General features: G+C 51.9%; 12 protein-coding genes. 6 read left to right on the forward strand and 6 right to left on the reverse strand.

Annotation, left to right across the window (positions count from 1 at the left end; translation table 11 throughout):
• The first annotated feature begins 77 nt into the window (after positions 1-77).
• From AC2215_RS07195 to AC2215_RS07210, 4 genes are all read left to right on the forward strand, one after another.
• A complete protein-coding gene (locus AC2215_RS07195; protein ID WP_486809286.1) occupies positions 78-1028 on the forward strand; it encodes a lysophospholipid acyltransferase family protein in 951 nt (316 codons plus the stop codon).
• Positions 1029-1222: 194 nt separating this feature from the next.
• Positions 1223-2635 carry an amidase gene (locus AC2215_RS07200; protein WP_486809287.1) on the forward strand — a complete coding sequence of 471 codons (1413 nt, stop codon included), beginning with the start codon at positions 1223-1225 and terminating at the stop codon, positions 2633-2635.
• A 262-nt stretch (positions 2636-2897) separates the two neighbouring features.
• Positions 2898-3104, forward strand: a complete 207-nt coding sequence (locus AC2215_RS07205) for a hypothetical protein (protein ID WP_486809288.1) — start codon at positions 2898-2900, stop codon at positions 3102-3104.
• A 69-nt stretch (positions 3105-3173) separates the two neighbouring features.
• The gene (locus AC2215_RS07210; protein WP_486809289.1) at positions 3174-3653 is read left to right on the forward strand and encodes a GNAT family N-acetyltransferase; all 480 of its coding nucleotides are present in this window, start codon (positions 3174-3176) and stop codon (positions 3651-3653) included.
• An 80-nt stretch (positions 3654-3733) separates the two neighbouring features.
• On the opposite strand, the gene AC2215_RS07215 is transcribed toward AC2215_RS07210, so the two are convergent.
• Positions 3734-4873, reverse strand: a complete 1140-nt coding sequence (locus tag AC2215_RS07215; protein WP_486809290.1) for an acyltransferase family protein — start codon at positions 4871-4873, stop codon at positions 3734-3736.
• Positions 4874-4901: 28 nt separating this feature from the next.
• Here AC2215_RS07215 and AC2215_RS07220 point away from each other — a divergent pair, with 28 nt between their 5' ends.
• Entirely contained in the window at positions 4902-5534 is a 633-nt protein-coding gene (locus AC2215_RS07220) for a TenA family protein (protein ID WP_486809291.1), read from the forward strand.
• 67 nt (positions 5535-5601) lie between these two features.
• On the opposite strand, the gene AC2215_RS07225 is transcribed toward AC2215_RS07220, so the two are convergent.
• The 5 genes from AC2215_RS07225 to AC2215_RS07245 form a co-directional block, all read right to left on the reverse strand.
• Entirely contained in the window at positions 5602-7191 is a 1590-nt protein-coding gene (locus AC2215_RS07225) for a pentapeptide repeat-containing protein (protein WP_486809292.1), read from the reverse strand.
• A gap of 517 nt (positions 7192-7708) precedes the next feature.
• On the reverse strand, positions 7709-8467 hold the full coding sequence (locus AC2215_RS07230; protein WP_486809293.1) for a hypothetical protein: 759 nt from the start codon (positions 8465-8467) through the stop codon (positions 7709-7711).
• A 445-nt stretch (positions 8468-8912) separates the two neighbouring features.
• Complete coding sequence (rpoD, locus tag AC2215_RS07235; RefSeq protein WP_486809294.1) at positions 8913-10229, reverse strand: RNA polymerase sigma factor RpoD; 1317 nt, start codon at positions 10227-10229, stop codon at positions 8913-8915.
• Positions 10230-10627: 398 nt separating this feature from the next.
• Positions 10628-11824: a 7,8-didemethyl-8-hydroxy-5-deazariboflavin synthase subunit CofH gene (cofH, locus tag AC2215_RS07240; protein WP_486809295.1), complete on the reverse strand. Its 1197-nt coding sequence runs from the start codon at positions 11822-11824 to the stop codon at positions 10628-10630.
• 168 nt (positions 11825-11992) lie between these two features.
• Positions 11993-12955, reverse strand: a complete 963-nt coding sequence (locus AC2215_RS07245) for an NAD-dependent epimerase/dehydratase family protein (RefSeq protein WP_486809296.1) — start codon at positions 12953-12955, stop codon at positions 11993-11995.
• Between the two features lie 190 nt (positions 12956-13145).
• On the opposite strand from AC2215_RS07245, the gene AC2215_RS07250 reads away from it, so the two are divergent.
• Positions 13146-14057 (forward strand): UPF0104 family protein, encoded by a 912-nt coding sequence (locus tag AC2215_RS07250; RefSeq protein WP_486809297.1) that lies wholly within the window; start codon positions 13146-13148, stop codon positions 14055-14057.
• Positions 14058-14614 lie beyond the last annotated feature (557 nt).

Genomic DNA, 14614 nt, shown 5'->3' on the forward strand with positions numbered 1-14614 from the left:
AGTGTATCCCACCCCTCACAGAGCGATCGCACCAGTCGATAGGCTAGGAAGGTAAACGAACTCGCTAAATTCCGATCGTGACTTCTACTCTATCCAAGCCTCCCATCCCGATTTCCAGCTCAACCCCCGAACTCCCACCCCTCACGCCAGAACTGATTCAGCGGGCCCGAGAAGGTTGGGAAGCGGCGAGCGATCGTCGAGTATGCCAAGCGATCGAACGCGCGTTCGATCGCTTGCAAGACCGAGTCGAAGGGAGATCCGACGGTCGAATGAGCGGTCGCATCAGGCGCAGAGTCCTGCAAGGGTGCGTGCGCCTGTTGTTCCGCGTGCGAGTGGAAAATCCCGAAAATTTGCCCGCCGAACCCTTTCTGCTTACTGCCAACCACCTCAACCATATCGACCCCCTACTGCTGCTCGGAGAACTACCAGCCGCCCCCTACACTTACATTTTGGGGGATGCCCGCTCCCTATATAATCGCCGTTGGAAGCGATTTTTTCTCGCCTTATCCCAAGGGGTCATTCCCCTGTACCGACGGTGGAAAGAAGAACTGGCGGTCATGGCAGGGGCAAAATCCGGACGGGAGGATTTGGCAGAGTTAGCCGCGAATATCGATCGAGACGTTCCCGATGGTAAATCCATCGAAATGTTGCGGCAAATCGATCGCATCGTTCAAAGTATTTTTGCCGGTGGAGATAGCTTGATGTTGTTTCCCGAAGGCAAATTGGGCATGACGGAAGGGCAGCTGTTACCCTTGAAGCGAGGGGCGCTGACCTACGCCCTGCGGGGGGGAGTCCCGATCGTGCCGGTGGCATTGGTGGGGACGAAAAATTTGTATCTGCGCAAAGAACTCATCATCCGGATCGGCACTCCGTTGCGCTTTCCCCCCAGCAAACGTCCCAAAGCCAGCCAAGTGACAGCGGCAACCGTTGCCCTGGGTGAGGCGATCGAAGAGTTGTTACCCCGAGACTATCGAGAACCCCAAGGACGCAAATTATTACGTGGATTTCTCAATCGGATGTTTTTGTAATCGTTGAAGGGGACAAGGGAGACAAGGGAGAAGAGAATTATTTTCAATTAAATGTTCCCCATTCCCTATTCCCCATGACTGAAAATTTGTCATGATACCGGCGCGCGCCTGCGATATCTAATGGCTTGGGATCGAGACCGCAACACTAACCGCAAACCACACTAGACAGACGAAATACTTATCAAAGCAGACCCATGAACGAACTCGATCTGGCATTTTTACCGGCCCTCGAACAAGCCAAGCTCATTCGCTCGAAAACCGTTTCCCCACTGGAATTAGCCGAAGTTTATCTCGATCGAATCGATCGCCTCAACGATCGCCTCGGGAGTTATTTTAGCGTTGCTGCCGAGATGGCGATCGCCGATGCCAAAGCCAAAACCGAACAACTCGCTAATACCGAAGACCTCAGTCAACTGCCCCCCTTCTTCGGCGTTCCCATTTCCATCAAAGACCTCAGTGCTGTTAAAGATATGCCCTGGAGTCGAGGAATCGCCGCCCTGCGTAACGAAATTGCCGGACACGATACCCAAGTCGTCGCCCGCCTCAAACAAGCCGGTTTCGTCATCCTCGGCAAAACTGCCACCTCCCAAATCGGTTCCTTTCCCTACACCGAACCCCCTGGCTTTGCCCCCGCCCGCAATCCCTGGAATTTAGACTATACTCCCGGTGGTTCGAGTGGGGGGGCAGCAGCGGCCGTCGCCGCTGGATTGTGCCCCATCGCTCAGGGTTCCGATGGAGGTGGTTCCGTGCGCGGACCGGCGGCTTGTTGCGGCGTGGTAGGTCTCAAACCCTCACGCGGTCGGATATCCAGCGCCCCAGTCGGGGAACAGTTTATGGGAATGGCCGCCAACGGTCCCATTGCCCGAACGGTTGCTGATGCGGCGGCAATGCTGGATGTGATGTCCGGTTACGTCACCGGCGATCCCTACTGGTTGCCCGACCCCGAGAGATCCTTCCTCGATGCCACGCGCAAACCGTTGGGGTCTCTGCGCGTGGGTTTCGCCACCGAATTTCCCGGTTTGGGCAAAGCCACCCCACATCTAGAAGCCGCAGTTAAGGAAACCCTAGGTCATCTCGAAGCCCTCGGTCATATCGTCGAACCGCGCACCCTCGACGCTCGGGATATCACCGAAGCGTTTACCGCCATTTGGCAAACGAATGTCGCCACCCTCGGCATTCCTCCAGAAATTTTGAGTCCCATGAATCGTTGGAACGCCGAAAATGCCGTCGATGTTGGCGGGTTCGTCCGGGCGAAAACGAAGTTGCACATGCAGTCTCGTCAAATCGTTGCCCAGTTTGAAGGGATTGACTTGCTCGTAACGCCCACTTATTTGCACTCCACCATTAAAGTTGGGGAATGGGCGGATTTACCTCCAGAAGCAACCCTGCAAAAAATCATCGACTGGATCGTTCCCTGTCCCCCCTTCAATGCCACCGGACAACCAGCGATTTCCCTACCAGCCGGGTTCGATGACAATGGTTTGCCCCTTGGGGTGCAACTGGTGGGTCAACCCGCAGACGAAGCTACTCTGCTTGCCGTTGCCGCCCAGCTAGAACGAGTTGCACCGTGGATCGATCGTCGTCCCGCTATTGCTGAGGTGCGTTAGAAGGGGCTTTGGGGGCAATGGACAATGGACAATTGACAATGGGTGAGCTGCGATGTTGTTCCCCATCCCCCTTTTCCAATTTGTTCTTCCCCTACACCCCACACCCCACACCCCACACCCTTCCTTGTGAATGGAGATTTGCTAAAATTCGATCGCGATCGTGTCTCGGCCGTTTCATCGATATATCCCAACTCTGGGCCAACAGTCTCGACGATGGTAGAGAATCTCCAACTTTCACCCCAAGATTCGTGAGGAAATTGCCATGGACTATCAAAAACTCATTTTTCCCGTTGTTGTCGTCACTATTCTATTTATCTCCGCGGGCGATAAATTAGGCTTTCTTCCAGAACCGGTGAAAAATGCCAGTCGTCAGAGTCGATCGTTCGTCGTGGGATTGTTACCGGATTGGGTCGAACCCACCGATCGCAATTCCGAACGAGAACAGCAAATCGAACAGCTAGAACAGTAGAAGTAGACTTCTGTTGGAAAAGGGAGAAAGGGGAAAAGGTGCGCACCGACGTTTTGGAGTACTACCGAAATGCAGATTGAACCGTATGCTTCCAATCACCGCGATGCGATCGTTCGTCTTTCCCTGCGAGCGTGGACTCCGGTTTTTGATTCAATTCAGAAAATCATGAATGCGGATGTTTACCAGGCATTCTACCCGGAGAATTGGCGCGCGAGCCAGCAAAAGGCTGTTGAGGATGTCTGCACTGCAGAAGACATAAATGTCTGGGTTGCAGTGGAAGCGGGTTTGATAGTGGGCTTTGTCGCGGTCAAATTACACTCTGAAGATAGCATGGGTGAAATCTATATGGTTGCGGTCGATCCGGATTTTCAAGGTCGCGGTATTGGCACGGCGTTAATAGAGTTCGCTCTCAGGTGGATGAAAGATGCCCGGATGTCGATTGCGATGGTTGAAACGGGTGGAGATGAGGGTCACGCACCGGCACGTCACAGCTATGAAAAAGCGGGTTTCGAGCTGCTTCCAGTCGCCAGATACTTCAAAAAGCTTTAGGGTAAAAACCCCTTTTCTCCACACCCTACATCCCACACCCACCCTCACCGGCAACTGTCCAATTGAGAACCTAACGTCATTCAAACTTTGAGAAACCAGCCTTGCCGATACATCCCGTAAGCCACCAGCCACCAAACCGCCACGATCGCCACCGCAAATGCAAAGGAACCGGGGGTTTCACCTGCCCAAGATTGAAAAGCACGTTCGTAAATCCAAGTGTAGGTACTGGGAGCATCTTCGCCACCACCGATGCGAGTGTAGAGCAAAATGCGGGCAACTAACCCCGAGGCAACGAATAAAAGAATGGCATTGAGTCCCATGACGCGAAAGGGAAATCCCCAACGCCGCCACCCGAGTACGTCGATGGCTTGGTAGCAAAGGGCGAGTAACAGCAAGCACCACCCGGCACTGAATACGACATAAGAACTCGTCCACAGGGCTTTATTAATCGGAAATATCAGTCCCCACAGCGCCCCCACCACGACGAAAACCAATCCTGCAATACTCAAATACAGGCTCGTTCTCGATGTCACCGTCTGGCGGCGCAACCACCAGCCGCTTGCATAGCCCAGTAGTACCGTCCCCACTGCCGGGAGAGTACTGAAGAGTCCTTCGGGATCGTACTGTCCGCCGCGTAGAAGATGTTGAGTTCCGAGGATGAGGCGATCGACATATGCAGCAAAATTGCCTTCAGCTGAGAGGTTCCCCGCCCCAATACCCGGTACGGGAATCAGTTGCATCGCCAGTTGGTATCCTACGAGAATGGCCGCAATTAGAGCAATTTGTTGCCGCCCGGAGAGATTGAGAACGATGAGGGAAGAGAGTAGGTAAGCCACGCTGATGCGCTGCAACACTCCCATGATGCGAATGGTTTCCCAATCGTAGGTGTAGAATCCATTCAGAAATAGCCCGAGGATAAACAGGATTGCCGATCGACGAAAAATCCGTAAATACACTTCCTTTGGCACTGTGCTGCGGCGTTGGGTATATCTGGCGAAGGAAAATGCCATTGCCACACCGACGATGAACAGGAAAGCGGGAAACACCAAATCCGTGGGGGTGAATCCGTGCCATTCGGCATGTAATAGGGGAGGATAGACGTGGTTCCAGCTACCGGGATTGTTGACGAGAATCATTGCCGCGATTGCCAAACCTCGAAAAACATCTAAAGAGTCGAGGCGCGATCGGTAGCCAAATTGGAGAGATGGAATTCGAGACACGTCAAAAGCTAAATAAGGTGACAACAAAATGAGGAGTCTATCCGAGGCACTTTGGCAAGCATGCGAAACCACTGCGATCGCCTGCCTCCAACACCCTTTCGTTCGAGGAATTGCCACGGGAACTCTACCGAGCGATCGATTTGCCTATTATGTCGGACAAGACGCTTTTTTTCTAGAAGCGTTTGCTCGGGCATACAGCATCGCAGCGGCAAAAGCCCCAGACTGGGAAGGTTTTGAGATTTTTCACGATTTGGCAACGGGGGTGCTGGCGGAACTGCGCCTGCATCGGGGATACGCCCGGGACTGGGGCATCGACATCGATACCGTCGAACCCGGTACGGTGACGCGCCGCTATACTGACTTTCTAACGGCGATCGCGTGGCAACACGAGGTGGGGGTCACGGCAGCAGCAATGGTACCCTGTATGCGTTTGTATGGCTTTCTGGGGAAGGAACTGGCGAGCAATGGCATCCCCCAGCATCGATACGCGGATTGGATTGAAACTTACAGCAGTGATGAGTTTCAGCCCCTGGTGGAACGGTTGGAATCTCTTATCGATCGATATGCTGAAGATAGTTCTGTCGTGCGATCGGCGTACGGCTATGCGATGGAATGCGAGTTGGCTTTTTTTGAGGCGGCGTGGCAGGTTTTTAAGTCATAAGCGATCGGCAGGCTAAGGGTGTGAATTCACGCTCACCATGGTATTTCCAAGCTTCTGAGTTGTATCGTCAACCAGCTATGTCATTACTTAAACCAACCTGCCACCCTTCATAAGCCGCCAGTAAGAGGCTGATGTAGGGACTGTCGCATTGCGATCGCACGCTAGCAATCCCACCGCTGTAGAGGGAGGCGGTGACTTTAGCTTTGAGTAGGGGATCTTGGTTAATCCGTCCCACGGCGACTTCCATCTCGGCGCGATAATGAGCTGGGATATTCGCCGGATAAACCCGATCGAGAATTTGCAAGAGTCGATCGCGTTCTGTGGTGTCTGGATTTTGGGAAATGCGAGATCGGGACACTGTCGATCCCTTGTGTCTGCCCTTGGAATGGAGCGGTAACGTTGAGGGGACAGGAGGCTTATATGGCTGCGTTCTCGGAGCATCCTGCAGATCGTGCGCGGGTTTGAAGCCAGAATTCGAGGAGAAAAACTGCGTGAAATCTAAAAAGTGTTGCCGATTGTCAGTTAAAGGGCGATCGTCTAGGGGAGTGGCCCGATTTAGGGGTCGTTCGACGATAGCTGGCAGCGCGCGATCGTAAAGTGCCTGAAACTGATTTTGTACCATTGCCCCATCCGTTTCCGGGGGAACTTCAATCCGAATCGCAAAGGTACCGTCAAGTTTCTTTTCCATCGCTTGGATGGCAATTTCCGCACCGTCGAGTTCTGCTCGCATCTGGTTTTGGAGAACGTTGAAGGCGCGAAAAAAGGCTTCCCACTCAATGCCGCGATCGAAAGACAAATCCACGGTTTCGATCGCTTGCCCGATAAACGAAGCCAATTCACCGGGGGCTAAATGACGCCCGGTATCGTGAGGAAGGCGATCGCGATATTGCAGGGTGCCGCGATCGTAATAGCTGCGCTGATAAATGTAATCGCAAGTCACCCCAGAGAGCGAAATGGGAGAACGAACGCACCAGCCATCAATACAAGCTCCCGTACAGGTGACATCGCTCAAGTTCGTATCGAGGATGGTTAGCGCACTCAGATTTGCGCCAATCAGGTTGGCCCCTCCCAGATTGGTGCGCGTTAAGTTTGCTCCACTGAGATTGGCACCACTACAGTAAGTTCCATTCAGGTTCGCTTGAGTCAAGTTCGCCCCCACCAGGTTCGCACCGATGAAGTTTGCCTCGCTCGCACAAGTATCGCTTAAGTCCGTACCCATCAGGTTGGCACCGCTAAAAGCAACGCCGATGGCGTGAGCGTGGGTGAGGGTGGCTTCGCTCAAGTCGGCGCGGTTGAGATCGGCGCGGTTGAGATCGGCGCGGTTGAGATTGGCGCGATCGAGACGAGCTTCCCGTAAGTCGGCACCCATCAGGTGGGCAACGCTCAAATTAGCCTCCCTCAGATCGATTTCCCGCAAATTCGCACCGCTAAAATCTGCTCCGATGAGGTGTGCGCCGCGAAGACTCGCCCTCTCTAAGTTCCCTCGCGCGAAATAACTTCCCATTAAGTTCGCCCCATCTAAATTGATGCCGCGAAGCTCGAAATGACCCAGCTCGGCGCGACTGAGATCGGGTTGGAACTTGGGGTTTTCAATTCTGAACTGATTCCAGGATGCGACCCCTTGCTGGAGTCGAGCGAGATGTTTGGAATTTGCCATCGAAGACCGATCTTTGTAAGAAGTGACAGCGGAACGGGGGACAATTGACTTTCGCATTCCCATTAATGATGAGGAGATTGACAGTGCAGTAGATTTCAAACGTTCTCCAGTTGCGGAGACACTCAATAACCCAGTCAATCTTGGCGAGTCAATCGATCGGTAATTTTCCGAGGATGAGATTGAGGAATTCTGCATCTATCCCCCTATACGTACCCAAGTTAGAGAAATCCGCCAAATGTAAGCGATCGGTCGATCGAAAATTGATGTTCTAGCTGTAACGTGAGTTTTGCTTAAGAGCTAAATCGATCTTGAGTTGAATCAAGAATCAGCTTCTCACCCATTTTTCGATAAGGGAAGCATGAGGATTCGAGCCAATCCAAAACTGGCATGCGCTGTATGCATCTAGATGAGGAGTGCGATATCCCACCAGTCTTTTTCTCCCCCCGCTCAAGACGGCTCCCCTTGCTTCCCCCGCTCACCTCTAGCGAGATCCTCAAGATTGAGCAGTGGCGACAGATTAGCGCTGGTTCGAGCAGGTCACATTCGAGCTGTGGGTCATGCTATACCCAGTCTCCCAAGGGGTACCCGTGTAGGACGGAATGGCTGGAGTGGGTAAAGAGGCTAGAGTCCCATCGTTGCTTCCTGGCAACTCAGAAAATTCGCGGCAAGATTCAATCGGCGTGTAGCCGATCGATCGTTCTTGAATCTGCGGTCGATAACTCTCGAGGAGAGGCGGGGGATTGTACGCTGGGGCGGTTGGCGCGGACAACTCCGGCGTGGAGAAGATGCTCGTCCCCGCAGGAGATAGGAAACTCGTGCCTGGAGAGTACAGGGTACTCGGACTCGAAGGAGCAGAGGGACTGAAACTGGGAGGGGTAAAAGGAATGGAACTTTGTACTTTTAATGGATTAGCATCCAATGGGTTCGTCCCTAGGGGATTGCTAGAAACCGTTCCTGAGGAAGCCCCACAAATTTCTCGTACCGACAGCGCGCCGTTCACCCGACGTTGAATATCGCTCAAATCCCCCTCACAGCGAACGCGAACGATCGTGTTATTTTCAGCAACGAGGACATCATCGATACAAAGATTCGCCCCGCGATAGGCATCGAATCGAAAGCCATTGCGCACGAACGTCGCGTCAATTCCGTCGATACGAACGATACTCGCCCTGGAACAGGTGGTATTGGATTGTGCCTCAACCCGCATCATTTCCCAGCCGATCGAGCTGCTGGCGATCGCCAAGGCGATCGGGAACTGGATATTTAGGTGTTTCATAAGGACAGATAAAATCGCCATGGAATAATTGTGGGGGAAGTTCGCTCTTTGAGATCTCCAAAGTTCGAGACGATCGCAGCACGAATTTACGCACCACCTTCCCCGCTATAGTATCGATCTATCAGCTTGTTAAAGTCCACAAGGTGAGATTTTTCCCAGTGAAAGACGGAAACACCCTCTGAATGAGGAGCATCGCGGTTCGGTCGATTCAGACACCAAATCCTCCGGCCCGACGACAGCCAGTCGCACCCCAAAAACCGGAGAATAAAAAAGACCCTCAAATCACACTGAGAGTCTTGAATCGCGCATTTTAAGTGAGGGTATTAAGCTCGATAGCGAGTCGAGGTTAAGTCGCAGGCGAGCGAACCGGTCAATTATCTCGGTAATTTATCGGGACGATTGCGACCGAACCTGACGTCGTTATCGGAGTCTGGCTCCTCAAACTTTAGCGAATGTACTCTTTGAGAATGCTGTTGCGGTTGGGGTGGCGCAACTTCCGCAGGGCTTTGGCTTCAATTTGCCGAATCCGCTCGCGGGTGACATTGAAAATTTGTCCGATTTCTTCGAGGGTTTTCATCCGACCGTCATCAAGACCGTAACGCAATCTCAAAACGTCCCGTTCGCGGGGGCTGAGGGTATCGAGAACGCTTTCGAGGTCTTCGCGCAGCAGGCTCTTGGAAACTTGGTCTTCGGGGGTTTCGCCGTCGGATTCGATGAAGTCTCCCAAGCGAGAATCTTCTTCTTTACCGATGGGAGTTTCTAGAGAAATCGGTAACTGGGCTGATTTAGCGATAAACCGCAGCTTCTCGATGGTCATTTCCATGCGAGTGGCGATTTCTTCTTCTGTAGGCTTGCGTCCCATTTCTTGGGAGAGCAGCTTCGTGGTTTTCTTGATGCGCGAGATGGTTTCGTACAGGTGAACCGGAAGCCGAATCGTGCGAGATTGATCGGCGATCGCGCGAGTAATAGCTTGCCGAATCCACCAGGTTGCGTAGGTGGAAAACTTATATCCTTTCTCGTGGTCGAATTTCTCGGCGGCACGAATTAAACCTAGACTTCCTTCTTGAATCAAATCTTGGAAAGAAAGTCCTCGATTCATATATTTTTTGGCAATCGACACGACCAAGCGTAGGTTGGATTGCACCATCTTATCTTTCGCTCGTCGGTCTTTATGCAAGCGATGGCGGAATCGCGCCAGATATCGATCTGCGACCGCGCTCCATTTCGCTTCCGTTTCGGCGTCTAGACTATCGAGAGTTTCTTCGAGTCGAGTTTGAAACTTATCATCATCGACTGGAGGTTTCTTACCCGTGGTTTCCGTTAATTCTTCTCGAATCTCATCGGCGATCCAAACGAGCTTAGCCCATTCAATTCCGCGTGGCTCTTGACCCAGCTCTTCCATTAACTGTTCGCGCAGGGATTCGAGATAGAGAAGGTCTTCGATCGAGCGAGCCAATTCGATTTCTTCATCTGCTCGCAACAAACGAATTCGACCGATTTCTTGCAGGTACAAGCGGATCGAATCTTCGGTGTAGTGTTTCTTTCTCGTTGTTGTCTTGCGACGAGACGAGCGAGCTTTGGTCGCTTTCTCATCATCTACCACAACCATTTCATCCACTTCTTCTGCAGAATCGGGGAGTATATCTTCATCTCGCTCGATGAGTTCTTCCCGTGCAAATACCTCGAATTCTGCATCCGAGCGATCGACGGCGGTTGCATCCGAGCGATCGACAGTGGCGAGTACATTATTAGCCTGGGTCATGCCGCGTTCCTCATGCTCCTTCAATTCAAAGTTAAACGCAATTTATCGCGTTAGTGAACAATATTTTAGACTTGCGCTCTGGCAGCATATCTGAAAAGTTTTGGTTTTGGATTGTCTACCAGTTTGCTTTAAGTCTGGTTAGGCTACTTCCTCACAAACACCCGGCTGGGCAGAAGCACCTCTGAATTTTTTGACGATCGATCTAATTTAGACCTCTCCGATTGTAGCTTTTTTCACAAAAAATGCACGTTTGCTCTTTAGTTTTAACCGCGAAAAGTGAAAGATGGCAAAATTTTACACCTCCAATGTAAATAATTTACTATTTATTTTCACTCTTGAAATTTGTACGGTATTTTCTCTCAAATGGAAACATCAATTGATGTTTCCCTTAACGTAAGTTAACTCAACTTTTGAGAGCTAGCCACTAATTGAGAAAAATCACGGTAATTTTTGTTGCCATCGCTCCCCACAAGATCGTACAGCGTCCCCCTTTGGCGAGCCGATCGTTCGAGCGAGCGAATTGCCCCTTGGAGGGTTTCGGGTTCCATACAAGTCCCCCCTTTCGCTCCGGCCATTGTCGTGATGTGCTCTTCCATCAACGTGCCGCCAATATCGTTACAGCCCCACTTGAGAGCTTCTGTTGCCCCAGCCAATCCCAATTTCACCCAACTTGGCTGATGGTTGACGATCCAATTCCCCAAAAAAATCCGTGCTACGGCACCGAGCAACAGCACATCGGCCAACACCGGTTGGTCTCGTCCCACGCGATGGCGTAGGGGAGGCGGTGCATCTTCTCCTACAAAGGGTAACAGAACTAACTCCGTAATGCGAGCCGGATAGGCCTGTGAAATGGCTCGTTCCTGGAGCGATCGCAGGTGCATCAGATGGATGATTTGCTCCTCGGGGGTTTCGATATGCCCGCAGAGCATGGTACTCGTGGTTGGCATTCCCAAGCGATGAGCGGTTTCTACAATTTCGAGCCAGGTTGCCGTATCGATTTTTTCCGGGCAGATAATCTGACGAACTCGATCGACTAACACTTCCGCTGCCGTTCCCGGTAAAGATCCGACTCCCGCCTCCTGCAACGCTTCAATAACCCGGACGTAACTGAGACGATCTTCACGAGCGATAAACTGAATTTCTTGGGGAGAGAAAGCGTGGAGGTGGAGTTGGGGAAACGCATTCTTAATCGATCGCACCAGATTGACGTAATAAGGCAACGATGCACCACCCATCTTCGCCTTTGGGTTCAATCCCCCCTGCATGCAGATTTCCGTCGCCCCTCGCCTCACCGCATCTGCCGACTTTTCGAGCATCGTCCGTTCGTCAAGCCAATAAGCCCCCTGCTCACCCTCATCTCGGCGAAACGCGCAAAAACTGCAGTGCTGCTCGCAAATATTGGTGAAATTAATATTGCGATTGATAACGTAGGTGACGGTATCCCCCACCTGCCGGTATCGCAAGCGATCGGCCGTTTCTCGAATCGCCTCGATGTGTTCGGGTTCCGTTGCTCGCAGCAAAATAACCCCCTCTTGGGGCGTCAAATCTCGACCGGATAGAGCGCGATCGAGCAAACTCTCAACTGTTGGTGTCATAACCTGTAGAACGTGGGCATATCGGAAGCTTGGGGAGGCTTCGGGGAAATGGGAGCCAGGGAACAGCCAACGGAGAATTGACAATGGGTCAGTCGCGACGCTAAATCCCCTCTCCCTTGTCTTCCCCCTCTCCCTTATCTCCCCCTCTCCCTTATCTCCCCATCACCACTAGCTGGGGCTATACCGACCCAACCCCTGAATCCATTCCCATTCCCGAGCGAGTCCTTCGGGCAGAGAAACCTGGGGTTTGTATCCCAAAATCCGTTGGGCTTTCGAGACATCAGCCGAAGTATGGCGCGCGTCGCCTCGGGCTTTTTCCCCATAACTGCGTTGAATGGGGGTGCCGACAATTTGTTCCATCGTATCGATCACTTCTGCGAGAACCACCCGAGAGCCACCACCAACATTAAACACTTCCCCAGGGGCATCCGGTGCAGTCGCTGCGGCTAAATTCGCGGCGACTGCATCGCTGATAAAGGTAAAATCTCGCGTTTGCTGTCCGTCACCGTAGATATTAATCGGCTGCTGTTCGAGTACGGCCTTAAAGAATAAGTGAAACGCCATATCCGGTCGCTGACGGGGACCGTAAACCGTAAAATAGCGCAATCCCACCACCGGAACGCCGAAGTTTTGATGGTAAAGCAAACACAACCGTTCTGCGGCAAGTTTCGTAATGCCGTAAGGGGAAACTGGTTGGGGGCAAATTTTTTCACTGGTGGGAAACGTTTCAGCATTCCCATAAACAGAAGACGTCGAAGCAAACACCAATCGCTTCAAGTTCGGGGCTTCTTTAGCGGCTTCGAGCATCACTTGGGTCGCATTAATATTGCGTTCCGTATAATCTCGGAAGCCACCCCCCCAGCTCGCCCGAACGCCAGCTTGTGCGGCTTGATGGTAAACCACTTCCGCATCTTGGAGTAACTCAGACCAATCAATTGATAAGATATTCTTCTCAATCAGTTTAAAATTCGGATTTTTTTCAATTTCCGAAACATTATTTCGCTTAAATGTCGGGTCGTAGTAATCATTAAATTCATCGATTCCAATGACTTGATGACCTTGCTCTAAAAGCGTTTGAGCGAGGTTAGACCCAATAAATCCAGCGACACCCGTAACGATGCTAACACTCATGTGCGTTTATTAATTCGATTGAATGAATAGTGTATGAATTTTGAAAGGTAACCCCCGGCCGAACCGATGGGGTATCATATGCTCAGCTTAGTCGGGCCGGGCGCATCAGTGGCGCAAAATGCTCGAACAAAAGCCCCTTATCGGGTTGATGGTAAATAAGCTAACACATTTAACCACAACTGGGACTTTTATGAAGCAAGCTTTAACCAAGGTCAAACCTTACTTGCGTTGGGTCATCCTCGGGGCCACCCTCTTTTTTTTAGCCACTGCTCTCAGACACAATTGGCATGAGGTGAGTGCTATCCGACTCGATTCGCAAGCATGGATGTATTTGGGCTTGTCTTTTGGCGTGACTTTGGTCGCCCACAGTTGGGCGGGTTGGGTGTGGGGTTGGATTCTCAAAGAATTTAACCAACCCGTTGATATGGTTTGGGCAACTCGGACTTTTTTAACTACGAATATTGCCAAGTACCTTCCCGGAAATGTATGGCATTTTTACCAACGAATTACGGCGGTGCGAGAAACCGAAATTGCCTTAGAAGCGGCTACCCTGAGCGTGGTGATGGAACCGTTACTGATGGCTGCCTCCGCCCTAGCAATCGGCTTGCTGGGGGTTGAGTCGGGAACCCGAGGGCTACAGGCTTTGAGTGTTGTGACCGTCGCCATTGGCATTCACCCGCAGATTCTCAACCCCATCGCCCAACGTTTGAGTCAGGCTAAAGCGAAGATGCTACCCGACTCACCGGGGGGCGCACAATTTGAAATCTCTCGCTACCCATTGCGCCCGTGGTTGGGAGAATTAGGGTTCGTGATTCTGCGCAGTGCAGGTTTCCTGTTGATTGCTTCCGCTGTCGGTTCCTTTACCCCCGAACAAATTCCACTGATCGTCGGTGCGTTTAGTCTGGCATGGCTGCTGGGGTTGATCGTTCCCGGTGCCCCGGGGGGCATGGGGGTTTTTGAAGCGAGTACCCTATTGATGTTAGAACAGCATTTTTCTTCAGGGATGATTTTGAGTGCCGTCGCACTGTATCGAGCCATCAGTATCCTTGCGGAGTCTGGCGGAGCGGGTTTAGCTTATCTCCATCGGTACGTGCGGGGTTAGGTATCGGACATTGGTGAGGCAGTATGAGTTGTGTGCCGCAATTCAAGGGGAATGGGGAACGGGGAATGATTTTAGGTTTTGGGTCGGGGATCTCAGGGTCGATCCATCATCGGAAACCCTCTAAATCTCAATAGTCAATCGAGTCGTCACACTCAATCTGGGGCTTGACAAACGAGCAATTTTCTTAGCCTTTCACCAATGGGTATCGGTGATGGAGGAAAGCGTTGGATAGACGCGCAGACGCGGTGAGGGGGAGTGTTGGTTGAAAAGGGAGGCACGAAGGCAAAACCGTATAAATTTATTGACGTTTGACGAACGATCGCATCCATTGCGAACAGCATTTCCTTGTCCGGACGTAGAAAGGAAAGTGCCAGTGTGGATATCGAATCGTGCGGCACCCGCAAAAACTTTAGATTTATTTCGTATTTTGCCGGGTGTCGATCGAGGTAAGATGTTCGGAATTCGCCCCGACTAACGGTCAACTCCAAGACAAGACTCGTTTCGCGCCATCGGTGTGATGTGAAATCCTGATGGTTGCGTCGATCGAGTGACAGTTC

Source organism: Zarconia sp., assembly GCF_057467645.1.